16 protein-coding genes are annotated in these 24085 nt (G+C 58.6%); 4 read left to right on the forward strand and 12 right to left on the reverse strand.

Translation table 11 applies throughout. The features are described from left to right. Positions 1 to 480 precede the first annotated feature (480 nt). From AO277_RS03065 to nadE, 3 genes are all read left to right on the forward strand, one after another. Positions 481 to 1386, forward strand: coding sequence for a LysR substrate-binding domain-containing protein (locus AO277_RS03065; RefSeq protein ID WP_044317822.1), 906 nt, complete (start codon positions 481 to 483; stop codon positions 1384 to 1386). Positions 1387 to 1485: 99 nt separating this feature from the next. Next, entirely contained in the window at positions 1486 to 2709 is a 1224-nt protein-coding gene (pncB, locus tag AO277_RS03070; RefSeq protein WP_002551841.1) for a nicotinate phosphoribosyltransferase, read from the forward strand. 26 nt (positions 2710 to 2735) lie between these two features. Then, a complete protein-coding gene (nadE, locus tag AO277_RS03075) occupies positions 2736 to 3563 on the forward strand; it encodes an NAD(+) synthase (protein ID WP_004654655.1) in 828 nt (275 codons plus the stop codon). 354 nt (positions 3564 to 3917) lie between these two features. On the opposite strand, the gene azu is transcribed toward nadE, so the two are convergent. From azu to AO277_RS03100, 4 genes are all read right to left on the reverse strand, one after another. Continuing rightward, a complete protein-coding gene (azu, locus tag AO277_RS03085; protein ID WP_005731138.1) occupies positions 3918 to 4364 on the reverse strand; it encodes an azurin in 447 nt (148 codons plus the stop codon). A 153-nt stretch (positions 4365 to 4517) separates the two neighbouring features. Continuing rightward, a complete protein-coding gene (locus tag AO277_RS03090) occupies positions 4518 to 5411 on the reverse strand; it encodes a transglutaminase family protein (protein ID WP_044317823.1) in 894 nt (297 codons plus the stop codon). After that, complete coding sequence (locus tag AO277_RS03095) at positions 5411 to 7906, reverse strand: circularly permuted type 2 ATP-grasp protein (protein WP_044317824.1); 2496 nt, start codon at positions 7904 to 7906, stop codon at positions 5411 to 5413. Before AO277_RS03095 ends, AO277_RS03090 begins: the two co-directional genes overlap by 1 nt. 89 nt (positions 7907 to 7995) lie before the next feature. Then, complete coding sequence (locus AO277_RS03100) at positions 7996 to 11274, reverse strand: transglutaminase family protein (RefSeq protein WP_044317825.1); 3279 nt, start codon at positions 11272 to 11274, stop codon at positions 7996 to 7998. Between the two features lie 273 nt (positions 11275 to 11547). Here AO277_RS03100 and AO277_RS03105 point away from each other — a divergent pair, with 273 nt between their 5' ends. Continuing rightward, positions 11548 to 14292 carry a hypothetical protein gene (locus AO277_RS03105; protein ID WP_044317826.1) on the forward strand — a complete coding sequence of 915 codons (2745 nt, stop codon included), beginning with the start codon at positions 11548 to 11550 and terminating at the stop codon, positions 14290 to 14292. Between the two features lie 51 nt (positions 14293 to 14343). Here the strand turns inward: AO277_RS03105 and AO277_RS03110 are convergent, their stop codons facing one another. From AO277_RS03110 to rnr, 8 genes are all read right to left on the reverse strand, one after another. Then, complete coding sequence (locus AO277_RS03110; RefSeq protein WP_044317827.1) at positions 14344 to 16659, reverse strand: YgiQ family radical SAM protein; 2316 nt, start codon at positions 16657 to 16659, stop codon at positions 14344 to 14346. A gap of 107 nt (positions 16660 to 16766) precedes the next feature. Then, complete coding sequence (dnaB, locus tag AO277_RS03115) at positions 16767 to 18161, reverse strand: replicative DNA helicase (RefSeq protein WP_002551832.1); 1395 nt, start codon at positions 18159 to 18161, stop codon at positions 16767 to 16769. A 123-nt stretch (positions 18162 to 18284) separates the two neighbouring features. Beyond that, entirely contained in the window at positions 18285 to 18731 is a 447-nt protein-coding gene (rplI, locus tag AO277_RS03120) for a 50S ribosomal protein L9 (protein ID WP_002551831.1), read from the reverse strand. Between the two features lie 19 nt (positions 18732 to 18750). After that, the gene (locus AO277_RS03125; protein WP_044317828.1) at positions 18751 to 19647 is read right to left on the reverse strand and encodes a YybS family protein; all 897 of its coding nucleotides are present in this window, start codon (positions 19645 to 19647) and stop codon (positions 18751 to 18753) included. A 39-nt stretch (positions 19648 to 19686) separates the two neighbouring features. Beyond that, positions 19687 to 19917: a 30S ribosomal protein S18 gene (rpsR, locus tag AO277_RS03130; protein ID WP_002551829.1), complete on the reverse strand. Its 231-nt coding sequence runs from the start codon at positions 19915 to 19917 to the stop codon at positions 19687 to 19689. Between the two features lie 28 nt (positions 19918 to 19945). After that, the gene (rpsF, locus tag AO277_RS03135) at positions 19946 to 20371 is read right to left on the reverse strand and encodes a 30S ribosomal protein S6 (RefSeq protein ID WP_002551828.1); all 426 of its coding nucleotides are present in this window, start codon (positions 20369 to 20371) and stop codon (positions 19946 to 19948) included. Between the two features lie 213 nt (positions 20372 to 20584). Next, positions 20585 to 21346, reverse strand: coding sequence for a 23S rRNA (guanosine(2251)-2'-O)-methyltransferase RlmB (rlmB, locus tag AO277_RS03140; protein ID WP_044317829.1), 762 nt, complete (start codon positions 21344 to 21346; stop codon positions 20585 to 20587). Continuing rightward, entirely contained in the window at positions 21343 to 23976 is a 2634-nt protein-coding gene (gene rnr, locus AO277_RS03145) for a ribonuclease R (protein WP_044317830.1), read from the reverse strand. The genes rlmB and rnr overlap by 4 nt, the downstream gene beginning before the upstream one ends. Positions 23977 to 24085 lie beyond the last annotated feature (109 nt).

Raw genomic sequence — 24085 nt, forward strand, 5'->3', positions numbered from 1 at the left:
TTAATTAGCAGTGCGGTTACATGATTGCCCGGATACGCGTTTGCTTAGAGCAAGGCCCGTGCCATCACTTTTTTCTTATTGAAAATGTCATGCGTTTCCAGCCATTCAATAACACGACTGCTCAAGTCGCTGGCCGTACAACCGCTTGAGACGCCAAAGGTGCAACCCTCCCCATAAAAAGTGCAACCCAAGCCAGATCAAATAGCAACCCGACCCAAGACCTTTGGACAACCCACCTGTAACAACACGCGTCACCGAATTGCACACGCCCGGTGCGCGAACGCTACGAGACGCACCATTTGAGGCTAGCGGATTCAGCCGCAACTGCCGGAATCAACGCCTTAATCTGAAAAACACGTCACGTAACCGCAGTAATAACCTTCCCGCATGCGACCGACAAACGACCTTTAAGCGAGATATCATTCCGATTATTCATAGTGACCGTGTCTGCACCCTCGCGCCTCGAACAGAGAAACCATCATGCTGAACAAACGTCATCTGCCCTCGATAGCCGCATTGCAATGCTTTGAGGCGGTGACCCGGCAGCTGAGCTTCACCCGCGCGGCCGAAGAACTCAACCTGACCCAGAGCGCCGTCAGCAAACAGGTTGCGCAGCTTGAGGAGCTGGTTCAGCACCTGCTGTTTCAGCGCGTCCGCCGCCGTTTGCAGTTGACGCCAGCCGGGGCGCTGTATCTGGCCGAAGTGCGCAAGATCCTGACCCAGATAGAGATGTCCACGCACTTCCTGCGCTCTTACGGCGGAGAAACCGAGGTACTGCGGGTGTCCACGCCCTCGACGTTCGGTGCCCGGTGGCTGGTGCCACGCCTGAAGGGCTGGCGCTTGCGTCATCCGCATATTCACCTGGACCTGATCAACGAACAGGAGTCCGACGACCTGATCAAGGGACGTTGCGACGTGTCGTTCTACTTCGGTCAGGCCGCCATACCGGGCGCGGAAAGCGTGAAGCTGTTTGGCGAAGAACTGGTAGCGGTGTGTTCACCCGAGAGCCTGCCGGTTGAACCCCTCAGCGACCCGACTCAGTTGAGCGAACTGGTCCTGCTGCAGAATGCCTTCCGCCCCGAGGCCTGGCACGAATGGTTCGAAAGCCAGGGTTATCACACCGACCATAGCTATCACGGGCCGCGTTTTGAGACGTTCTATATGTGCATCCGCGCCGCACAGGTTGGCTGCGGAGTTGCGCTGCTGCCACGCTTTCTGGTCGAGGAGGAACTGGCCGAGGGCAAACTGGTGATTGCCTGGGATTACGCATTGCCCAGCACTAACAGTGCGTACTACCTGTCCTATCCGGAACACACTGCCGACGTGCCCAAAATCCGGGTTTTTCTGCAGTGGATGCTGGAACAGTTGGATCAACCGGCCCGTTAAGGGCGACAATGCCCACCCATCCGGCCGTGAGCTTTCCGTGGTGACAGACAGGAAGTCGCGGGTCCGACATTATCCGGCTGCTCTGGAGAGCCCGATTCAATGAGCGAGAGCGCCTTTTCAAATCGTATCGTGCAAAGCCTGCTCGACACCGATTTCTACAAGCTGACCATGATGCAGGCAGTGCTGCACAACTACCCCAACGTCGACGTTGAGTGGGAGTTTCGGTGCCGCAACGGGGAGGATCTTCGCCCCTATCTGGACGAGATCAGACACCAGATCGAGTTGCTGTGCGAGCTGTCCCTGAGCCCGGAACACCTGGCTTTTCTGGAGCGCATCACGTTCATAAAACCGGACTTTCTGAGGTTTCTGGGACTGTTCCGCTTTAACACCCGCTATGTGAAAACCAGCATCGAAAACGATGAGCTGTGCATTCGCCTGCACGGCCCCTGGTTGCACGTCATTCTGTTCGAAGTGCCACTGCTGGCGATCGTCAGTGAGGTGCGTAACCGGCACCGCTATCCTGACACCCTGCTCAGTCAGGCGCGGGATCGTCTGTATGACAAGTTCGAATGGCTGACCACTCATGCCACGGCCGATGAACTGGCCGAGCTGAAAGTGGCAGACTTCGGCACGCGCAGGCGTTTTTCCTATCGCGTGCAGGAAGAAATGCTTGGCGTCCTGAAAAATGACTTCCCAGGCCAGTTTGTCGGCACCAGCAACGTTCATCTGGCCCGTCAGCTTGACCTGAAACCACTGGGCACAATGGCTCATGAATGGATCATGGCCCACCAGCAACTGGGACCGCGCCTGATCGACAGCCAGATCGCCGCGCTTGATTGCTGGGTTCGCGAGTACCGCGGCCTGCTGGGTATCGCGCTGACAGACTGCATCACCACTGACGCATTCCTGAATGACTTCGATCTGTACTTCGCCAAACTGTTCGACGGTTTGCGCCATGATTCGGGCGACCCGGTGAAGTGGGCCGAAAAATGCATCTCGCATTACCAGAAGCTCGGTATCGACCCGATGAGCAAGACGCTGGTGTTTTCCGACGGGCTGAACCTGCCCAAGGCACTCGACATCTTCCGGGCGTTGCGCGGACGCATCAATGTCAGCTTCGGGATCGGCACCAACCTGACCGCCGACATACCCGGCATCGCGCCCATGAACATGGTGCTGAAAATGACCGCATGCGCCGGTCAGGCTGTGGCAAAGATTTCCGACGAGCCCGGCAAGACGCAGTGCAAGGACCCGAACTTTGTCGCCTACCTGCGACATGTGTTCAAGGTGCCGGATTTGCCGAGCCCTGAAAAACCAGCTTGAATTGTCCTATTTACGAGGAGTGAATCATGCACGCCGTACAGCGCCAGATTGCTGAACAGCTCAAGGTCCAGCCACCTTTCGCGGACCAGAACGCGCTACAGGCCGAAGTCGCCCGCCGCGTCAGTTTCATCAAGGAATGCCTGCAGAACGCACGGCTCAAGACCCTGGTGCTCGGCATCAGCGGCGGGGTCGACTCACTGACGGCCGGCTTGCTCGCTCAGCGTGCGGTGAAGGAATTGCGCGCGAGCACAGGCGATAACAGCTACCGCTTTATCGCCGTGCGTCTGCCCTATGTCGTGCAGGCCGATGAGCACGAAGCCCAGGCCTCGGTCGACTTCATCGAGCCGGACGAGCGCCATACCATCAACATCGGTAGCAGCGTCAAGGCGCTGGCTGCCGAGGTGAAGGCGTTCGATGGGCTGCCGGCCAGCTCGGTGGATTTCGTCCTCGGCAATACCAAGGCGCGCATGCGCATGGTCGCGCAGTACACCGTCGCCGGCGCTTATCAGGGGCTGGTGATCGGTACTGACCACGCTGCCGAAGCGGTCATGGGCTTCTTCACCAAGTTCGGCGACGGCGCATGCGATCTGGCGCCGTTGAGCGGTCTGGTGAAAAACCAGGTACGCGCTATTGCCCGCCATTTCGGCGCACCGGAATCACTGGTCGAGAAAGTACCGACGGCGGACCTGGAAGACCTGTCCCCCGGCAAACCGGACGAAGCCTCGCACGGCGTGACCTACGCCGAGATCGACGCTTTCCTGCACGGTGAACCGGTGCGTGAGGAAGCCTTCAAGATCATCTGCGAAACCTACGCCAAGACCCAGCACAAACGCGAGCTGCCGTACGCGCCTTGAGTGGGTGCGTGCGGAACGAGAGAGCAGCAACACCATCGTGCCCATGCTCCGCGTGGGTACGCCTTTCTGGACGCTCTGCGTCCGTTCCTGAATGTGCGGCGCGGCACAGTTCTGTGACGCAGAGCGTCACCCACGGCATTCCCACGCTGGAGCGTGCGGAACGATAATCTCAACTATCGTACGACGCTCTGCGTCTGGTCTTGCGTTTGCGGCGCGGCGCATATCTGCGACGCGGAGCGTCAACCAAGGCATCCCCACGCTGCGGCGTGCGGAACGATAATCTCAACTATCGTGCGACGCTCCGCGTCGGCATGCCGTTCTGGACGCTCCGCGTCCTCGTTCGGGGGCGTGTCATTACTTCAGGGTCACAGCGCCTTTCATCATGCTGATGTGCCCTGGAAATGTGCAGAAGAACTGATATTCCTGTGCCGGGTCCAGCTTCGATACATCAAAGGTAACCGAGTCTTTTTCACCAGCGCCGATGACTTTGGTGTGGGCGATGACGCGGCTGTCGTCGGGCTTCAGGTAATCCTTGTCGATGCCGACAGCCATGCCGTCGGTAACGATTGCCTGGGTATCGGACTTCTTGCTCAGCACCCAGTTATGGCCCATGACATTCTTCGGCAGGCTGCCGGAGTGCGTCAGGTTGACGGTGAATTCCTTGCAGCTCTTGTCGATCTCAATGGCTTTGGTGTTGTACATCATTTGATCGGTCGAATCGACTGTGGCCGAACACTCGGCAGCCAGCAACTGGCTACTGGCCAACGACAACAGCGAAATCGCTACAAGCTTGCGAATCATTTGAATCTCCAGGGCAGGACTTGATTAACGTGATAACTGACGTAAGAAGAGAGTGCCCGATCAGGGCCGGGGTTCCAAGGACGTGCGTCAAATGGTCCCTCGGGCGCTCGCGACGGAGCGCCCTTCTGAAGAACGATTCACGGGAGCAGGTAATTAGGCGCTGACCGGCATCAACGTCACCCGGACATCGGGATCATGCGTGCCGCCGCCCAGAATCACGCCGCGCAAAGGCGAGACGTCAGAGAAGTCACGCCCCCAGGCCAGGCTGATGTGCTCCAGCGCAGGTTGCACATTGTTGGTGGGGTCGAAGTCGACCCAGCCCGAAGCCGGACAGAACACCGATACCCAGGCGTGCGAGGCGTCGGCACCGATCAACCGAGGCTGGCCCGGTGGCGGCTGGGTCAGCAGATAGCCGCTCACATAGCGCGCCGCCAGGCCACGAGAGCGTAGACACGCCAGCATCAAGTGGGCGAAGTCCTGACACACGCCTCGCCGCCGCTCCAGCACTTCCACCAGCGGCGTGGCGACCTGAGTGGCCTCTTCATCGAAGGTAAACTCCTCGAAGATCTTTTCCATCAAGGCCTGCACACACAGCAACAATGGACGGCCCGGCGGGAAACAGACCTGCGAGAACTCGACGAATGAGCGCTTCAGGTGAACGTAGGGGGATTCGAAACGATAGCGGCAGGCCTCCAGAATATCTTCGGTCATCGGCTTGGCGCTGTATGTCAGCGCGCTGCGGGTAACTTCCCATTCGGGCGACAGATTGAAGTCCAGAAACGGCTTCTCCATCACCTCGATACGCAACCGCGCATTGACCTGCAATTCATCATGTGGACGCTCGAAGGCCAGACGGGTCAGCGGGTTGCCGAATACATCCAGCTCATCGCGACGCGTGGTGGGTTCAGGAAGAATCTCCAGCGCCTGCTCGGTGCAACGCTGCCAGGGACTGCTGCGCGGCCACAGGTGCGCCAGTTGCTGGGCCAACGAGACCGGGCTGTCGTACTTGTAATGTGTGTCATGGAAAATCTGGTAGAAAGCGCTCATCAGACAGACACCGTACGTTGGCTGACATCATCGACGTGGGCAAAATGGCGCAACGCCAAGCGATCGGACGCCAGGCCACTGCTGTCGCCAATGCTCTGCAGCAGGTCCGCCAGCCCGTCGAGTACGGCGTCGATACTGCTCTGGCCAAACAAAGGATTCTCCAGGCTGCCCAGGTCGAACGCGGCAAGACGCTGCGCCAACACCGTCAGGCTGCTGTCACGTGGCGCATCGAACTCGTCGTTCAGGCGGCGCAACGAGCGCTGCACCAGTTTGAGCTGGAACAGCACCGCATGCGGGTTCTGCTCGTCGAGCAGCAACAGGTCCAGCACCGGAATCAGGTGCGGCACCGCCATGTAGCGCGAGCGATAGGTGATGCTGCTGTTGCCCAGCTCCAGCAACCACTCCAGCCCGGCTTTCTCCGAGACTGCCGAGCCGCGCAAAAACGCCGCCAGACTGGTGCTGAGAAACTTCAGGCGCTCGATACGTCGCCCGATCATCAAAAAGCTCCAGCCTTCGTCGCGGGTCATGTCGTCCAGCGCAAAACCGGAAAGCGCTGCCAGAGACATCACCAGACGGTTGAGGAAATCCAGCAATTCGCCAAAATCCGGCTCGTCGGTTTCCAGGCTCGAGGCTTCGCGCTGCAATTCGACCAGCGCCTGCCAGTTTTCCCGTGAGAGCTTGCCGCGCACTTGCGAAGCGGCCCACTGCAGACGCTGCAAATTGGCGCGCAGGCTGAACGGCCACTCGTCGCCCAACAGAGCAACCAGCAGGCGGTCCTTCAACTCTTCGCCCTCCTCGGCTTCGGGCAGCATGCCCAGGCTCTCGGCCAGAGCGACGGCCGCCTGCAACGCGAGGGGATCGTCGTCATCGACATAGCGCGTCAACATGATGCGCAGCAGACGAGCACTGTCGTCGCAACGTTCGCAATAACGCCCGAACCAGAACAGGTTCTCCACCACCCGCGACGGCAGGTAAGGATCACGGCGAATCAGGTCATAGACGCCCAGCGTGCGCTGCCCCTTCCAGGGCTCGCCAAGGTGCGAGCGTTCGCCCAGCACCCAGGTGTCCTTGCTCGCACCGCCGCGCTGCATCGACACCACGTCGGCATCGGCTTCGGCGGCCACTCGGGTCAGGCCGCCCGGTAGCACGCGATAGCCGTCGAGGCTCGCCACTGCGTAGACACGCATGCCGATGGCGCGCGGCTGCAAACCGGTACCATCGGCCTGCAGCACCGGTGCATGAGACAACTGCGCCAGCTCCTGGGCGACGTAGGCATAGGGGCGCGACTGCATGCGCAGGGCAAGCGCGTTGCGCTGCTCCTCATTCAAATCGCGACCGAACACCGGGGCGAAATGCTGCGAAGGAAATGCAGGTTTGATCAACAGATCAGGCAGTTTCTCCAGCGCTTGCGCCAGCACGGGCGGTTCTCCGCACCACCAGGTTGCGACCGATGGCAGGATCAGATCTTCGCCAAACAGGTACTGACTGATTTTCGGCAAAAAGCCCAGCAGGCCAGGCGACTCCAGAACACCACTGCCCAATGCGTTGGCGACCAGCACATTGCCCTGACGCACAGCCTCCAGCAGCCCCGGCACACCGAGCGCGGAATCGGTACGTAATTCCAGAGGATCGCAGAAGTCGTCGTCCAGACGGCGCATGATCGCGTGAACCCGACGCAAGCCGCTGAGGGTTTTCAGGTAAACAGTGGCATCGCGTACGGTCAGATCGCCGCCCTCGACCAGCGGATAACCCAACTGCCGCGCTAAATACAAATGCTCGAAGTAACTTTCGTTGAAACGCCCCGGCGTCAGCAGCACCACCAGAGGCGCCTCGCTGCTGGTCGGTGCCTGCCGGGCAAGCGTCTGTTGCAATGCGTCGAAGAAACCCGAGAGGTGCCGGACTTGCAGGTCACGATAGGTTTCCGGCAAGGCACGCGCGACGCTCTGGCGATTTTCCAGCGCATAACCGGCACCCGAAGGCGCCTGGGTGCGGTCGGCAGTCACCCACCAGCGCCCGTCCGGGGTGCGTGCCAGATCGACCGCGTACATATGCAGGAACGTGCCTTCTGGAGGTTTTACGCCCTGACACGGCCACAGAAAGTTGTTATGGCCAAATACCAGTTCAGCGGGCAGCAAGCCATTGGCAATCAGCGTCTGCGGGCCGTAAAGGTCCGCAAGCACTGCGTTGAGCAGCCGTGCACGCTGGGCAATCCCTGCCGCCACGTGCTGCCACTCATCGGCCGCAATGATGTGCGGCAACAGGTCCAGCTCCCATGGGCGGTCCGCACCTTTGGGGTCGGCGTAAACGTTATAGGTGACACCGTTTTCCTGGATCTGCCGGGTCAGCAAGGCTTGGCGCTGGATCAGCTGCGCCGAGGTGCTGCGCTGCATGTGTTCGTACAGACGACGCCAGTGCGGGCGGACGGCACCGTCGGCATCGAGCATTTCGTGGTAAGTACCCTCGGACAGCGGGTAATGGTCAAGCAGGTCGGGCATGGAAGGCTCGGCAGGCAACGTAAGGACTTCAGATTAGTGCAGTCAGATGTCACGTCCGTGTGCATCTGACGCACAGAGCCACTGTTTTTCTAATGCAGACGCATATCCAGCGTCATCGGCAGCTCGTCGTTAATGTTGAGCGACGGAACGTCCAGTTTGCCCGGGGTGTGACCGATGCGGAAGAAACGTGACAGGCGACGACTTTCCGCTTCGTTGGCGTTGACCGGCAAGGTTTCGTAGTTACGGCCGCCCGGATGGGCGACATGATACTCGCAGCCACCCAGCGAGCGGTGCATCCAGGTATCGAGCAGATCAAAAACCAGTGGCGCATGCACGCCGATGGTCGGTTGCAGGCAGTTGGCCGGTTGCCAGGCGCGATAACGCACACCCGCGACGAACTCGCCAACCCGTCCAGTGGGCTGCAAAGGCACCGCGACGCCGTTGCAGGTCAATACGTAGCGCTGCGGTGGTAGCCCGCTGAGATGCACCTGCAAGCGCTCCAGCGACGAATCGACGTAGCGCACCGCGCCACCGGCCGAGCCTTCTTCACCTAGAACGTGCCAGGGCTCCAGCGCCTGCCGCAGCTCCAGCTCGATGCCATTGACGGCGTAATCACCCACTTTCGGAAAGCGAAACTCCAAATGCGCAGAGAACCAGTCGGCCTGCACCGGGTAGCCTGCCGAGTTGAGGTCGGCGACCACATCGGCGAAATCCTGCTCGATGAAGTGCAGCAGCATGAAGCGATCATGCAATTGCGTGCCCCAGCGTGCCAGCTTGGCCGGTGCATAGGGTTCACGCCAGAAACGCGCCACCAGTGCGCGTAGCAGTAACTGCTGCGCCAGGCTCATGCGCGCATGCGGCGGCATCTCGAAGGCACGCAGCTCCAGCAGGCCAAGACGCCCGGTCGCACCATCGGGCGAGTACAGCTTGTCGATACAGAATTCGGCGCGATGGGTATTGCCGGTGACGTCGATCAACAGATTGCGCAACAGACGATCGACGATCCACGGCGCGACTTCTTCACCAGGCTCCGGCATCTGCGCGAAGGCGATTTCCATTTCATAAAGCGAGTCGTTGCGCGCCTCATCGATGCGTGGTGCCTGGGACGTCGGGCCGATGAACAGGCCGGAAAACAGATACGACAGCGAAGGATGGTTGTGCCAATAGCTGATCAGACTGCGCAGCAGGTCTGGACGACGCAAAAACGGCGAATCCGCCGGTGTCGCACCGCCCAGCACGAAGTGGTTGCCGCCGCCTGTGCCGGTGTGGCGGCCGTCGATCATGAATTTCTCTGTGGTCAGACGTGTGAGACGCGCCTGCTCGTAAAGAAACTCGGTGCGCTCGACCAACTCGTCCCAACTGGCGGACGGCTGCACGTTGACCTCGATCACACCAGGGTCCGGGGTAATGCGGAAGTTACACAGACGCGGATCGCTCGGTGGCTCGTAGCCTTCCAGCAGAATCGGGCATTGCAGTTCTTCAGCGGTCGCTTCGATCACGGCCACCAGTTCAAGGTATTCCTCAAGCTTTTGCAGTGGCGGCATAAACAGATACAGACGCCCGTCGCGCGCTTCGGCACACAGCGCCGTACGGGTCAGCCAGACGGCCGACTCGTCGATCTTCGGCGGGCGCTCGGCGTCCGTGTCTGTGGACTTGAGCGCTGAGGTCAACGAGTCGCTGTCGGCAAGCTCCGGGAAGTCCTGGTTATGATCGGTCGGATGAGTGAACGGGTACTCCGCCGCCTTGACCCAGGGTTGCGAGGCCAATGGCAGGCGATAGCCCAGCGCGGAATCACCCGGCACCAGACGGCAGTGTTCGTCACGCAAGTACCAGCGGCCACTCTGCCAGCTATCGCCGCCTGCATTACGGGCCAACGGCAGGACCTGACCAATCATCTTGTCCAGCCCCTGAGCGAATACCTTGCGCAGACGCGCGCGCTCCAGCTCATCACCCAGCCGCGAGTCTTCGGCAGTCACGTTGACTGGCAATGCGCCTTCGCGCCACAGGTAGTAGAAATTGTCTTCGTAAGCCGGAAAAACGAAACGGGCCGGTAGTTTCAGACGCTCGGCAACGCTGGCCAGAAAGCGCCCGGCCAGCTCGCCGGTAGCGCCGTAATCCTGGGTTTCATCGGCGATCAGCGCATTGTTGCGCCAGACCGGTTTGCCATCCTTGCGCCAGAAACAGTTCAGTGACCAGCGTGGCAACTGTTCGCCCGGATACCATTTGCCCTGGCCAAAATGCACGATCCCCAGTGGCGCGTAATGCGCGCGCATGCGCTGAAACAGCTCGGCAGACAGCTCGCGCTTGCGAGGCCCCAGCGCAGCCGTGTTCCATTCGGCACCGTCGCGATCATCGATGGACACGAACGTCGGTTCGCCGCCCATGGTCAGGCGCACGTCGTCACGGGTCAGGTCCGCGTCGATCTGTCGGCCGAGGGACTGAATGTCCTGCCATTGCTCTTCGGTGTACGGCTTGGTGACCCGCGGGGCCTCCCAGATGCGCTCGACCGACATTTCGTGGCTGAAATCGGTTTCGCACGGCTCGACCAGACCGCTGATCGGCGCTGCGGAAGACGGTTCCGGGCTGCACGCCAGCGGAATATGCCCTTCGCCTGCAAAGAGGCCGGAAGTAGCATCCAGACCGACCCAGCCAGCACCCGGCAGATAGACCTCGCACCAGGCATGCAGGTCGGTGAAGTCGACATCAGTGCCCGACGGCCCGTCCAGCGCCTCGACATCGGCCTTGAGCTGGATGAGATAGCCCGATACAAATCGCGCCGCCATACCCAGATGGCGCAACAGTTGCACCAGCAGCCACGCGGAGTCACGGCAAGAACCTGAAGCGTTTTCCAGGGTGAATTCCGGGGTCTGCACACCCGGTTCCATACGGATCAGGTAAGCGACATCCTGACTCAGGCGCTGGTTGAGACCCACCAGAAAGTCGATGGCGGGTATCGGCTCGCGACTGATGCTGTCCAGATACGCCTGAAATCTTGGGGTCAGCGGCAGTTTTTCCAGGTACGGCGCCAGCTCGCGCTGTTCTTCGCTGGCATAGGTGAAGGGGATGTTTTCGGCGTAAGGCTCCAGAAAGAAGTCGAACGGATTGAACACCGCCATCTCGGCGACCAGATCGACCTCGACGCGAAATTCCCTGGTCTTTTCCGGGAAGACCAGACGCGCCAGGTAATTACCTTGAGGGTCCTGCTGCCAGTTGATGAAGTGGTTTTCAGGCAGGACTTTCAGCGAATACGACAGTACGCGCGTGCGGCTGTGAGCGGCCGGGCGCAGGCGAACGATCTGAGGACCCAGTTCGACCGCGCGTTCGTAGCGATAGTGCGTGACATGGTGCAAGGCAATATGAATCGACACGGCGTGCCTCCTGCGAGCCTGAACGGTAATTGAGCCGCGCAAGACTTATGCCATCCGGTCAAAGTCGTGCGCCAACGAGAGTGACATTCCCCGCCCGATCAGGCGCAGCACCATAATTGTGCTCGCCTGAACTGAAGGTGCAAGGGTCGCACGGAAACGGGGCGCACAGGGCAATAAGGTTGGACCCGCACGCAATATTTACTTAGTGCCACAGCCAGATTGATGCCTGATTACATCGTCCTCCAATGATTAACCATTATCGGAGCACTTGTAATGACACAGCTAAATCCCGCGCAACAACCGCTTTCAGAACCGACCCAGGCTGTCGACGCTCACATCGACCTCATGGATCCGGCCGAAAGTGCTGACTACGAGACGACACGAAAAGCATTGCTTGCGGTAATGCAGAGCAGCAATGCCCCTATCAGCCTTGAAGACATACGGATCAAGCCAGATCCAGCGTCCGGATTCGGCGAATACTGCGCTGAGAACGCGGCTCTGCCTGCACCGCTCCAAGCCGAAAAGCAGGAGTTGCCGTTTCAGATAGACAGCGATGGCAGCGTCAGCCTGGCATTGATGCTGAGCTACAACTACGGGTTGTCGCTTCCACCATCGCCTGACAAAACGGTAATCAAAACCCTGCTCAATACGCTGGCAGAACTTCGCGCCAGTCAGGAATTGGGGCTTATTGATCAGTTCGACATCAAGGTCATGCTGACACCGAAAAATCTGCAGGACCTGAAACGAGCCCGCACCGAGTACCTGGGCAACAAAGGTGGCACGCTGCTAAGCAAGCTGGGTGCTGAAATCATTGCCTCCTGTCCACTGGCAGATGTGCAGGACTCCCCAGTGGCGGTTATGGCCCGGGTTCTCAGATCCGGACCGGCAAGGGCATTGGGACAAACGCTGCTGGCACAACTTGATCGACCTGAGGGAGAAACGTCCGCGTCCCTGATGACACTCATGGACCGAATTTTATGGCATGCCATCAGCAGCGATCTTCAGCAACCTGAGGATCGAAAGCCTGGAGAAATTGCCGGCTACACATTCTCCAGAACAGAAAACCTGGGGCGTAGCCACGCTGACATCCTGAACGATATGCACAGCCACCTGATCAACACGGGCAAAGCGGCGTCGATCAACGAAGCAATACTCGCACGCGTCATACTGGCACTGGAGAACTGCCCTGAATGGCTGGTCAACGGTGTTCCCGACGATCTGCCATATGGTTGTACTGAAGTGTGGGTCAATTTTCAGCATGGGGTCACCCTTGCGGAAGCCATCGAGTTTGGTTCTTCACGCTGGATGAGCTTTGACGACCTGATCGAACTGCCAGTGATCTTCAACAAAAAGATGGACACCGAAGAACAGCAGGCAGCCTATCTCACAACCCGCCTGCCCATCCTTCTGGCATGGGCGCAGGCCAACGGTTATATCCGTATTCAGGGCAACCTGCCTTATTCTGAACAAGAGATAGCACAGGCAGTCAGCGCGTTCGAAGAATCCGAAACCGAATCACTTGAAGCTGTGAATGCACTGGTTCGCACAGCGCCAGAACGCAAGGCGATGGCCATCGTCGCCATGACAGAAGCGCGAAGGACGCCTGCAATTCAACAGATACTTGAGCAGGAAGATTACCCATTCCCGCCCATTGATCTACGCCCCAGGCTGGCAGTGCTACGGAAAAGCCATACGCCTGTCTATCGCGATCATAAAGGCACCCTCTCAGCATCCAATCTGCCCTATAACGCTTACGGCATAAAACACGATTCGTCGTCGTTGCTGGATGTCTACATGGCCGGTGAAAACATTGATGACTGGAGACTGCCGGGGCGCGACAGCACGGAAGGCCTGCTTCCCATAAACCGTGAAATGCAGTTGCTGTACAAGGCGCTGCCAGACATCAATCAACAATTCGAGCATGAGTTTCAGGCTTATCTGGCTGATGCCCGCAAGGCTTACGCGACAATCATTAAAAAGTTGCTGACTCAACTGCCTTTCAAGCATCGCCTGGCCATCGAAAATGGTGCCGTATCACTCTACTCGCTCAGACTACCGACCCAAGACCTGATGGCTGTTGCAGAAAGCGAGAAGCATCGAGAACCACTGCGAGGCCGCGCCGGTTTTATCATTGAGGCTGTCTACGAAGGCAAAACAAGGTTCTACGAAGTTTTCCCGCTGTTGATGATGGTGCGTTATCGCCCTGATCTGAAGGCGCTTATCGAGAATGGTGTACCCGGGATCGAGTTCTGGACGATTACATCCACAATCCCGACGCCGGTGATTGTCAATAAGGGAAGAACATTGCCGTTTGATCAAAACGCCTACCTGCGCGGCGATGAACCGCGTGATGGCGCGACCGCCACCATGATTGCAGAAATTGTTGGCGAGCCATTCGGCCCATCGAACACTGAGACAGCCCTGCATATGCCCATAACCACGTTTTCAAAAAGCTGTACCGGCATCGCCAGTATTGTCTACAGCCAGTTGTTCTACGTTAATGAGGATGACCTTTATGCACAATGCAAAGGCATTACCAAAATAGAAAAGGACAAAAGCGCGCCCGGGGCTATCGAAGAGATAACCAATATCCTGATATCTCTGACGCCCTGGCCCGAATTCAAAAGCCTCCTGTCCGGAGAGAAAAACCGCATGAGGGCAGGAGCACTAGGGCTGACGGTCTACATGATTCCGTACGGTGGCTTCGCCGGAAAGCTGCTTGCAGGTACTGCAAAGGTCGCCACGCGTTTAGGCAAAAAGCTGATAGCCCGAGTTGGCAAAGTTCATGTTTCGAAATTGCTCATGAAAACGCGCATTACACTCAGAGGTACCACCTCGATCAATATCAGGTCAGCCCCTGACGTGACGGGGGAAGTATTGACTGGCGTCTCGCAATTCGTCATGAAGCACGTCACCTGGAAGTTTTTGGCGATAAACGTAGGCAAGGGTTACAGTCGCAGACTGATCGCCAGTATGGGCACGCAGGAGCCTCAAGCTGAAGAGCAAAAGGCTACCTGACCTGAAGAACAGCCCAGCAGCAGGTACAAGCGTACCTACGGCCCATAGCTATCAGCGAGGCACTACAGGCTTGCGGGCTGGCTTGCCGCCTTTGCCCTTGCCACCCTTGGCTGCATCCATGCGCTCCTTGGCGGCCTGCTTGTTGCGCGCCATTGCGGCGGCCTTGGCCTCTTCGCGTTTGTCCCACGGCTTGCTACCATCGCTGCCACGCGGTGGCAGGCCAGTATGCTGGGTCTGGATCAGCGTAGTCTTCGCGTTCCTGGCAACCTTGTGGCTGCCGGCTGGCGTCGAGTTCTTGCGGCGCGCACTTTGATAGCTGTCGGTCGCCGGCTGATGCAACGGGATCAGTTGATCCTTGCCAGGCCCGATCAGATCGGCACGGCCCATGCGTTCAAGGGCCTCGCGCAACATCGGCCAGCCTTTAGGGTCGTGATAGCGCAGGAAAGCCTTGTGCAGACGACGCTGCGCTTCACTCTTCACAATCGTGACTGCGTCGCTCTTGTAGGTGACCTTGCGCAAAGGGTTCTTGCCGGAGTGGTACATGGCCGTGGCAGTGGCCATTGGCGACGGGTAGAACGCCTGCACCTGATCCGCGCGGAAGCCATTGCCCTTGAGCCACAGCGCCAGGTTCATCATGTCTTCATCGGTGGTGCCGGGGTGTGCGGCGATGAAGTAAGGAATCAGGTACTGCTCCTTGCCGGCTTCCTTGGTGTACTTCTCGAACATGCGCTTGAACTTGTCGTAGCTGCCAATGCCCGGCTTCATCATCTGGTTGAGCGGACCTTCCTCGGTGTGTTCCGGGGCGATCTTCAGGTAACCACCCACGTGGTGCGTTACCAGCTCTTTGACATACTCCGGCGACTCGACCGCCAGGTCGTAGCGCAGGCCAGAGGCGATCAGGATTTTCTTCACGCCCGGCAGGGCGCGGGCGCTGCGATACAACTGAATCAGCGATGAGTGATCGGTGTTCAGATTCGGGCAGATACCAGGGAACACGCAGGACGGCTTACGGCAGGCCGATTCGATCTCCGGGCTTTTGCAGGCGATGCGGTACATGTTCGCGGTCGGCCCGCCCAGGTCGGAAATCACGCCCGTAAAGCCCGGCACCTTGTCGCGAATCTCTTCTATTTCGCGAATGATCGACTCTTCGGAGCGGTTCTGAATGATCCGCCCTTCGTGCTCGGTGATCGAGCAGAAGGTGCAGCCGCCGAAGCAGCCACGCATGATGTTCACCGAGAAACGAATCATGTCGTAGGCAGGGATCTTTTCCTTGCCGTACGCAGGATGCGGGACACGCGCGTAAGGCATGCCAAACACGTAGTCCATTTCTTCAGTGGTCATCGGAATGGGCGGCGGGTTGAACCAGACGTCGACCTCTCCATGCTTCTGCACCAACGCATGGGCGTTGCCAGGGTTGGTTTCAAGGTGCAGGACGCGGTTGGCGTGGGCATATAGCACGGCGTCGTTGCGGACTTTTTCCACCGATGGCAAGCGGATGACCGTCTTGTCCCGGGTCATGCGCGGGCTGGCAAGAATCTGCACCACCTTGGCTTCGTTAGGGTCCTCGACGTTGCCTTTTTCCTGCTCGATGGCGCAGGCCTGCGTGTCCTGGGTGTTGACGTACGGGTTGATGATCTTGTCGACCTTGCCCGGACGGTCAATACGCGTGGAATCGACTTCGTACCAGCCCTGCGGCGTGTCGCGACGAATGAACGCGGTGCCGCGCACATCGGTGATGTCTTCGATCTTGTGGCCGTAGGACAGGCGCTGAGCGACTTCGACAATCGCACGCTCGGCGTTGCCGTACAGCAGGATGTCGGCGCAGGCATCGATCAGGATCGAGTTGCGAACCTTGTCCTGCCAATAGTCATAGTGGGCAATACGACGCAGGGAAGCTTCGATGCCGCCCAGCACGATAGGCACATGCTTGTAAGCTTCCTTGCAGCGCTGGCTGTAGACCAGACTTGCGCGATCCGGACGCTTGCCGGCCATGCCGCCAGGGGTATAAGCGTCATCGGAGCGAATTTTCTTGTCCGCGGTATAGCGGTTGATCATCGAGTCCATGTTGCCTGCAGCGACACCGAAGAACAGGTTCGGCTCGCCGAGCTTCATGAAATCGTCTTTGGACTGCCAGTTTGGCTGCGCAATGATCCCGACCCGAAAGCCCTGGGACTCAAGCAGACGGCCGATGATCGCCATGCCGAAAGACGGGTGATCGACGTACGCATCACCGGTAACGATGATGATATCGCAGGAATCCCAGCCAAGCAGATCCATCTCTTCCCGGCTCATGGGCAGGAAAGGTGCTGGTCCGAAACATTCGGCCCAGTACTTGGGATAGTCAAATAACGGCTTGGCTGCTTGCATGTTCAGGACCTACGTTTGCACGTTGGAAAAATCGCGGGCGCGGAATATAGCACATTTTTTGATCAAACCCGACGACAGTGGTCGGATTTGATGAGCCTGACCTCGGGTCAATCGTCGTCGAAGTTGTAACTGCCCGGTGCCAGGTTCTCGAAACGCGTGTATTTGCCGATGAATGCGAGGCGCGTGGTGCCGATCGGCCCGTTACGCTGCTTGCCGATGATGATCTCGGCAATGCCTTTATGCTCGGTTTCCGGGTGATACACCTCGTCCCGGTAGACGAACATGATCACGTCGGCGTCCTGCTCGATCGCTCCGGATTCCCGAAGGTCGGAGTTGATCGGACGCTTGTTCGGCCGCTGCTCCAGGGAGCGGTTGAGCTGCGACAGGGCAATGACCGGGCAGTTGAATTCCTTGGCCAGCGCTTTCAGCGAGCGCGAAATCTCGGAAATTTCGTTGGTCCGGTTGTCACCGCTCGATCCGGGAATCTGCATCAATTGCAGGTAGTCGATCATGATCATGGCGATATCGCCGTGCTCACGTACGATTCGCCGTGTACGCGCACGCATTTCGGACGGGCTGATACCGGCAGTGTCATCGATGAACAGCTTGCGATCATTGAGCAGATTGACCGCAGACGTCAGCCGCGGCCAGTCATCGTCGTCGAGCTGACCCGCGCGCACCTTGGTCTGGTCAATGCGCCCCAGTGACGACAACATACGCATGATCAGCGATTCACCTGGCATCTCCAGCGAGTAGACCAGAACCACCTTGTCACTGCGCAGCACTGCGTTCTCGACAAGGTTCATGGCAAACGTGGTCTTGCCCATCGACGGACGTCCGGCAACGATAATCAGGTCGGCGGGCTGCATTCCGCTGGTCTTTTCGTCGAGGTCTGTATACCCGGTGGACAGGCCGGTAATGGCGTTATCACTGTTGAACAGGGTATCGATACGGTCGATGGCCTTGGTCAGCAGGTCGTTGACGCTGACCGGGCCGCCAGTCTTGGGGCGCGCTTCGGCGATCTGGAAGATCTGCCGCTCAGCCTCGTCAAGAATTTCTTCGGCGGTGCGACCTTCCGGGTTGAACGCACTGTCGGCGATTTCGGTGCTGATGCCGATCAATTGCCGCAATGTGGCACGGGCCCGCACAATCTGCGCGTAGGCCTTGATGTTGGCGACAGAAGGCGTGTTTTTCGCCAGCTCACTGAGGTAGCCCAGGCCGCCTACTTGTGAGGTCTGCCCTTCCTTATCCAGTTGCTCAGCCAGGGTGACCACGTCAATCGGGCTGTTCTGATCGGCCAAACGAGCGATGGCGCGGAAAATCAGGCGGTGGTCATGTCGATAGAAATCACCATCGGAAACTTGATCAAGCACCCGCTCCCAGGCGTTGTTATCCAGCATCAAACCACCGAGCACGGCCTGTTCGGCCTCGATGGAATGTGGCGGCACCTTCAGGGCAGCGGTTTGCAGATCGTATTGCTCGGGGGTGGAAATATCGTTCATGGCCACTTCAATTCGAGGTTTGCAGAATGGGGATGGCACAAAGACAAAGGGCACGACCTGTGAACAGGATCGTGCCCGATGTTAATCCTCTGGCAGCAATGCCGCCAGACGATTACGTATTGCTTAAGCAGCCACTACGACAACGCGTACGGTCGCTTCTACGTCGCTGTGCAGGTGCACGGCTACGTCGTATTCGCCAACGTTGCGGATAGTGCCGTTCGGCAGACGAACTTCGCTTTTTGCAACTTCAACGCCGGAGGCGGTCAGTGCATCAGCGATGTCGTGCGTACCGATCGAACCGAACAGCTTGCCTTCGTCACCAGCGGTGGCAGTGATAGTCACTTCCAGCTCAGCCAGTTGGGCAGCGCGAGTTTCGGCAGATGCTTTCTTGTCTGCAGCCAGTTTTTCCAGCTCTGCACGACGCTCTTCAAACGCAGCCACGTTGGCAGCGGTTGCAGCGGTTGCTTTGCCGTAAGGCAGCAGGTAGTTACGACCGTAGCCGGCCTTAACGTTTACTTTGTCGCCCAGGTTGCCCAGGTTGGCGACTTTTTCCAGAAGGATCAGTTGCATGTGGAAATCCTCTTAACTTTTAACCTTCACCGTTCGCAGGACCATTGCCGGAATCTTTCGAACTCCGGCGACCGCGAAAATCAATCAGGCTGTCGACAATGGCAATTACCACGAGCAACGGATAGATCAGTTGCATGAACACCAGCAGCGTTATGTACATCCCTACCAGCCAGAACCGGGAAAGCCGCTTTTCAGCAACCAGACCGTGGATCAGAGCCAGCCCCGCAAACACCAGCGGTACGCTGCAAAGCGGTGTAAGCATTGCTATCTGCGGACCGAAATTCGGCCCCACCAGCATGCACACCAACAGCGCCAACGCAGGCACCAGCGGGAGTTTCACAGCGCGAAATTCACGCCCGAAACCACCAGGGTTGTACAACATCGCTTGCCAGTACCGCCCAAGAATCAGGCACAGCACACTGACGATTTGCAGCACAGCCGCTATCAGGCCATTCAGGACGGGTGCAATCAGTGCCCCCAGACGCCTTCGCTCTTCTACGTTCAACTGCTCGTAGAGCCCGGCCAGCATTGTCGGCAGATGCTTTTGCAGCTCCTGCGACATTGCTTCCAGAGGTTCGCGAAAAACCGTGCCCAGAATTACTGCATACACCACGCCCAACGCCACGCTGACCAGCAGCACGCGGACCCAAGACTCGCTGGCACGCAAAACCATTGCCAAACTCAGCGAACCGGCCAGCACCATGGCTGTACGAGGTTCGCCGAAATACCACCAGACCAAAGCCGGCAGCAGAGCCCAGGACAGGACACCAACGGCATCACTGAACCCGCGTCGCAGAAGCACAAGGCACCCTGCGGCAGCACTCAACCAGAACAACAGCGGCAATGCCGCACATCCAGCCACTACGAGAGTGGCCTGCATACGGCCGCGCATGATGAATTCAGCCAGGGCACGCATGCTTTCTATCCTTTGTTACGTTTTGTCGACTACCTGGTCTCAGCGGCCGTGGCTGTCGGTGTAGGCCAGCAGGGCCAGGAAGCGGGCACGCTTGATAGCGGTGGCCAGCTGACGCTGATAACGTGCTTTGGTACCAGTGATACGGCTTGGAACGATTTTGCCGGTCTCGGATACGTAGGCTTTCAGAGTGTTGAGATCTTTGTAATCGATCTCTTTGACGTCTTCAGCGGTGAAGCGGCAGAATTTACGACGACGGAAGAAACGTGCCATGTAATTGGCTCCTCAAAAGGTCCGTGGATTACTCGTCAGCGTTATCGCTAACGTCGCTGTTGTCGCCGTCATCGCCATCGGCGCTGTCGGAGTGCTCAGGACGGTCACGACGCTCACGGCGCTCACTGCGGTTCTCTTCAGCCTTGAGCATCTCGGACTGGCCAGTTACGGCTTCGTCGCGACGGATGACCAGGTTACGGATCACAGCATCGTTGTAACGGAAGTTGTCTTCCAGCTCGGCCAGAGCCTTGCCAGTGCACTCAACGTTCAGCATCACGTAGTGAGCCTTATGAACATTGTTGATTGCGTAAGCCAGTTGACGACGGCCCCAATCTTCCAGACGGTGGATTTTGCCGCCGTCTTCTTCGATCAGCTTGGTGTAACGCTCTACCATGCCGCCGACTTGCTCGCTTTGATCCGGGTGGACCAAAAAGATAATTTCGTAATGACGCATGAATGCTCCTTACGGGTTGTAGCCTGCCGCTCAAAAGCGGTCAGACAAGGAGTGAATGACACTGTTGGTCTTGCTCAGGGACAGGCACATGCGCGCCTGCCGTGACAGCAAGGGGCGCAATTGTAGAGAAGGGTCGAGGGAGGCGCAAGGCAATTGGTGAATTAATGAGCAGATCGCATGGCGCGACCTGCTCACTCTGGCCAGGCGCCGAAATCAGGCCTTTTTGACGGCAGTCTTGACACTGCGCTGACGCAGCGCTTCAAACAGACAAACGCCGGTCGCGACCGACACGTTGAGACTGCTGACACTGCCCGCCATCGGCAGGCGTACCAGATAATCGCAGTGCTCGCGGGTCAGGCGACGCATGCCCTTGCCTTCCGCGCCCATGATGATGATGGTCGGGCCGGTCAGATCCTGTTGATACAACTCGACCTCGGCCTCGCCTGCCGTACCGACAACCCACAAGCCGCGCTGCTGAAGCTTTTCCAGCGTGCGCGCCAGATTGGTCACAGCCACCAGCGGGATGACTTCGGCCGCACCGCAGGCGACTTTGCGCACGGCTGGCGTCAAGGTCGCAGACTTGTCCTTGGGCACGATCACGGCCAGCGCACCTGCCGCATCGGCGGTACGCAGACAGGCGCCGAGGTTGTGCGGATCGGTCACACCATCAAGCACCAGCAGCAACGGCGAACCTTCGCTGCGGTCGAGTAGCTCGTCGAGCATTGCCTCGCCCCAGACCTGACTCGGACTCACATCGGCAACCACACCCTGATGCACGCCTTCGACCCAGGCATCCATTTCGCGGCGTTCCGCCTGACCGATGGTCACGCGATTCTCGCCCGCCAGCGCCACCAGCGTCTGTACGCGAGGGTCGTTACGACCCTCGGCCAGCCAGATGTGCTTGACGCGTTTCGGGTGATGACGAAGTAACGCTTCTACGGCGTGAACGCCGTAGATTTTTTCCAGCTGACTCATGACTTGGCCTTGGGTTTACGAGCGCCACCGCTTTTCGCGGTTGGCGCGGAGCCCGATTTCGACGGACCTTTACGGTGTTTACTGGCCGGCTTGCTCGACGAAGGAGCAGAGCCCGACCTGTCAGACTTTCCCGACGACGCCTTGCTACCACCCTTCGCGTCAGCCAGAAGGGCTTTTTTCAGCTCGCGGCTTTTACGCACTTCTGCGTTTTTCGCCGCCGCATCGCTCGGGCGATACGCTTCGGTACTGCTCTCCTTGGCAGAAGCGCTACGGCGACCGGACTTGGCAGGCGCCTTTTCCTTTTCCGTCGTTGTAGTGGCGGCAGGCGGCGCAGTGTCATGACCACGACGCTTGCGACCAGCCGGCGTTGCAGCCGCTGCGGTTTCGGAAATCTCGAAGTCGATCTTGCGCTCATCCAGATCAACACGCATGACGCGCACTTCGACGCTGTCGCCCAGACGGAAATTACGTCCGGTACGCTCGCCGGCAAGGCGGTGATGCAGGGGGTCGAAATGGTAGTAATCACCCGGCAGAGCCGTGACGTGGACCAGACCTTCGACGTAGATGTCAGTCAGCTCGACGAACAGGCCAAAGCCGGTTACCGCCGTGATCACGCCCGGGAATGACTCGCCCACGCGATCTTTCATGTACTCGCACTTGAGCCAGTTGACCACGTCGCGCGTAGCCTCGTCGGCACGGCGCTCGCTCATCGAGCATTGTTCGCCCAACTGATCGAGCAGCGCGTCGTCGTACGGGTAGATACGCGCCTTCGGAATCGTTGCAGCACCGGCACGACGTACGTGTGGAGTATCCTGCTTGGAGCGGATAACGCTGCGAATAGCACGGTGCGTCAGCAGATCCGGATAACGACGGATCGGCGAGGTGAAGTGCGTATACGCTTCGTAATTCAGACCGAAGTGGCCGTTGTTGTCCGAGCTGTAAACGGCCTGGCTCAACGAACGCAGCATGACGGTCTGAATCAGGTGGTAATCCGGGCGGTCACGAACGGTTTCAAGCAGCGCCTGATAATCCTTCGGTGTCGGACCTTCCTTGCCTTTGTGCAGCGTCAGACCCAGCTCACCCAGGAATGCACGCAGTTTTTCCAGACGCTCTGGCGGCGGGCCATCGTGGACGCGGTACAACGCGGGAATTTCGTACTTCTTCAAGAACTGCGCGGTGGCCACGTTGGCGGCCAGCATGCACTCTTCGATCAGCTTGTGAGCATCGTTGCGAGTGGTCGGACGGATTTCGGCAATCTTGCGCTCGGAACCGAAGATGATCCGGGTTTCCTGAGTTTCGAAATCGATCGCACCGCGCACATGACGCGCACCCAGCAAAACCTTGTACATGGCGTAAAGCTGCTTGAGGTGCGGAACCACGTCGCCGTATTCGCCACGAAGGCTTTTGGCTTCAGCCGTTTTCGGCTGTTCCAGGATCGTGCTGACCTTGTTGTAGGTCAGTCGAGCGTGGGAGTGGATGATGCCTTCGTAGAATACGTAGTCAGTCATCTCGCCGGTCTTGGAGATGGTCATCTCGCAAACCATGGCCAGACGATCAACGTGCGGGTTCAGCGAGCACAGGCCGTTGGACAATTGCTCAGGCAGCATGGGCACGACGCGCTCGGGGAAGTACACCGAGTTGCCGCGAACCTGGGATTCAGCATCCAGCGCCGAGCCGATTTTCACGTAGCTCGATACGTCGGCAATGGCCACGTAGAGCTTCCAGCCACCGGAGAACAAGCGCAGTTTGCCCGGCTTGGCTTCGCAATAAACCGCATCATCGAAGTCGCGAGCGTCTTCGCCATCGATGGTCACGAAAGGCAGGTGGCGCAGGTCTACGCGGTTTTCCTTGTCCTTCTCTTCGACTTCCGGCTTGAGCTTCGCAGCTTCCTTGAGTACAGCCTCGGGCCACACGTGCGGAATATCGTAAGTGCGTAACGCAACATCGATCTCCATGCCCGGCGCCATGTAGTTGCCGACCACTTCGACCACATCACCCTGCGGCTGGAAGCGCGGCGTTGGCCAGTGGGTGATTTTCACCTCGACGAACTGGCCGATCTTCGCATTATTGTTGCGGCCCGGTGTTACCAGCACTTCCTGCTGGATTTTCGGGTTATCGGGTACAACAAAACCAATGCCACTCTCTTCGAAGTAGCGACCAACAATGGTTTCGTGAGCACGCGAGATGACTTCGACAATAACGCCTTCGCGACGACCGCGACGGTCAAGGCCGGAAACGCGCGCCAGCGCCCGGTCACCGTCGAACACCAGACGCATCTGCGCCGGGCTCATGAACAGGTCATCGGAACCGTCATCTGGAACCAGAAAACCGAAACCGTCACGGTGCCCGGAGATGCGACCCAGAATAAGGTCAAGCTTGTCTACCGGTGCATACGTGCCACGACGGGTATAGATCAACTGGGCGTCACGCTCCATTGCCCGAATGCGGCGGCGCAGAGCCTCGAATTGATCTTCGGTGGTCAGGCCGAATTCTTCGACCAGTTGCTCGCGACTGGCCGGCGAACCGCGCTCGGCAAGGTGCTGCAAGATCAGCTCACGGCTGGGAATAGGGTTTTCGTATTTTTCCGCTTCACGAGCGGCCTCGGGATCGAGGGACTGCCAATCGGCCATTAGATAGTTTTCACCTTGTATATATAGGGGTTAGTTTGGCATAGACCTCATGAAACGGGAAATTTCACGCTCAAACCACTCGACAAAAAGCCTCCCCGACCACGCTGCA

Origin of the sequence: Pseudomonas amygdali, assembly GCF_002699855.1 — a bacterium.
Lineage (GTDB): Bacteria > Pseudomonadota > Gammaproteobacteria > Pseudomonadales > Pseudomonadaceae > Aquipseudomonas > Aquipseudomonas amygdali.

Coding starts and splice junctions, on each gene's coding strand:
- AO277_RS03090 (WP_044317823.1), bottom strand. CDS start 5,411: ATGAGCGCTTTCTACCAGATTTTCCATGACACACATTACAAGTACGAC.
- AO277_RS03110 (WP_044317827.1), bottom strand. CDS start 16,659: ATGCAAGCAGCCAAGCCGTTATTTGACTATCCCAAGTACTGGGCCGAA.
- rpsF (WP_002551828.1), bottom strand. CDS start 20,371: ATGCGTCATTACGAAATTATCTTTTTGGTCCACCCGGATCAAAGCGAG.
- pncB (WP_002551841.1), top strand. CDS start 1,486: ATGAGCGAGAGCGCCTTTTCAAATCGTATCGTGCAAAGCCTGCTCGAC.
- rlmB (WP_044317829.1), bottom strand. CDS start 21,346: ATGAGTCAGCTGGAAAAAATCTACGGCGTTCACGCCGTAGAAGCGTTA.
- AO277_RS03095 (WP_044317824.1), bottom strand. CDS start 7,906: ATGCCCGACCTGCTTGACCATTACCCGCTGTCCGAGGGTACTTACCAC.
- AO277_RS03125 (WP_044317828.1), bottom strand. CDS start 19,647: ATGCGTGCCCTGGCTGAATTCATCATGCGCGGCCGTATGCAGGCCACT.
- nadE (WP_004654655.1), top strand. CDS start 2,736: ATGCACGCCGTACAGCGCCAGATTGCTGAACAGCTCAAGGTCCAGCCA.
- rplI (WP_002551831.1), bottom strand. CDS start 18,731: ATGCAACTGATCCTTCTGGAAAAAGTCGCCAACCTGGGCAACCTGGGC.
- dnaB (WP_002551832.1), bottom strand. CDS start 18,161: ATGAACGATATTTCCACCCCCGAGCAATACGATCTGCAAACCGCTGCC.
- rnr (WP_044317830.1), bottom strand. CDS start 23,976: ATGGCCGATTGGCAGTCCCTCGATCCCGAGGCCGCTCGTGAAGCGGAA.
- AO277_RS03105 (WP_044317826.1), top strand. CDS start 11,548: ATGACACAGCTAAATCCCGCGCAACAACCGCTTTCAGAACCGACCCAG.
- azu (WP_005731138.1), bottom strand. CDS start 4,364: ATGATTCGCAAGCTTGTAGCGATTTCGCTGTTGTCGTTGGCCAGTAGC.
- AO277_RS03065 (WP_044317822.1), top strand. CDS start 481: ATGCTGAACAAACGTCATCTGCCCTCGATAGCCGCATTGCAATGCTTT.
- rpsR (WP_002551829.1), bottom strand. CDS start 19,917: ATGGCACGTTTCTTCCGTCGTCGTAAATTCTGCCGCTTCACCGCTGAA.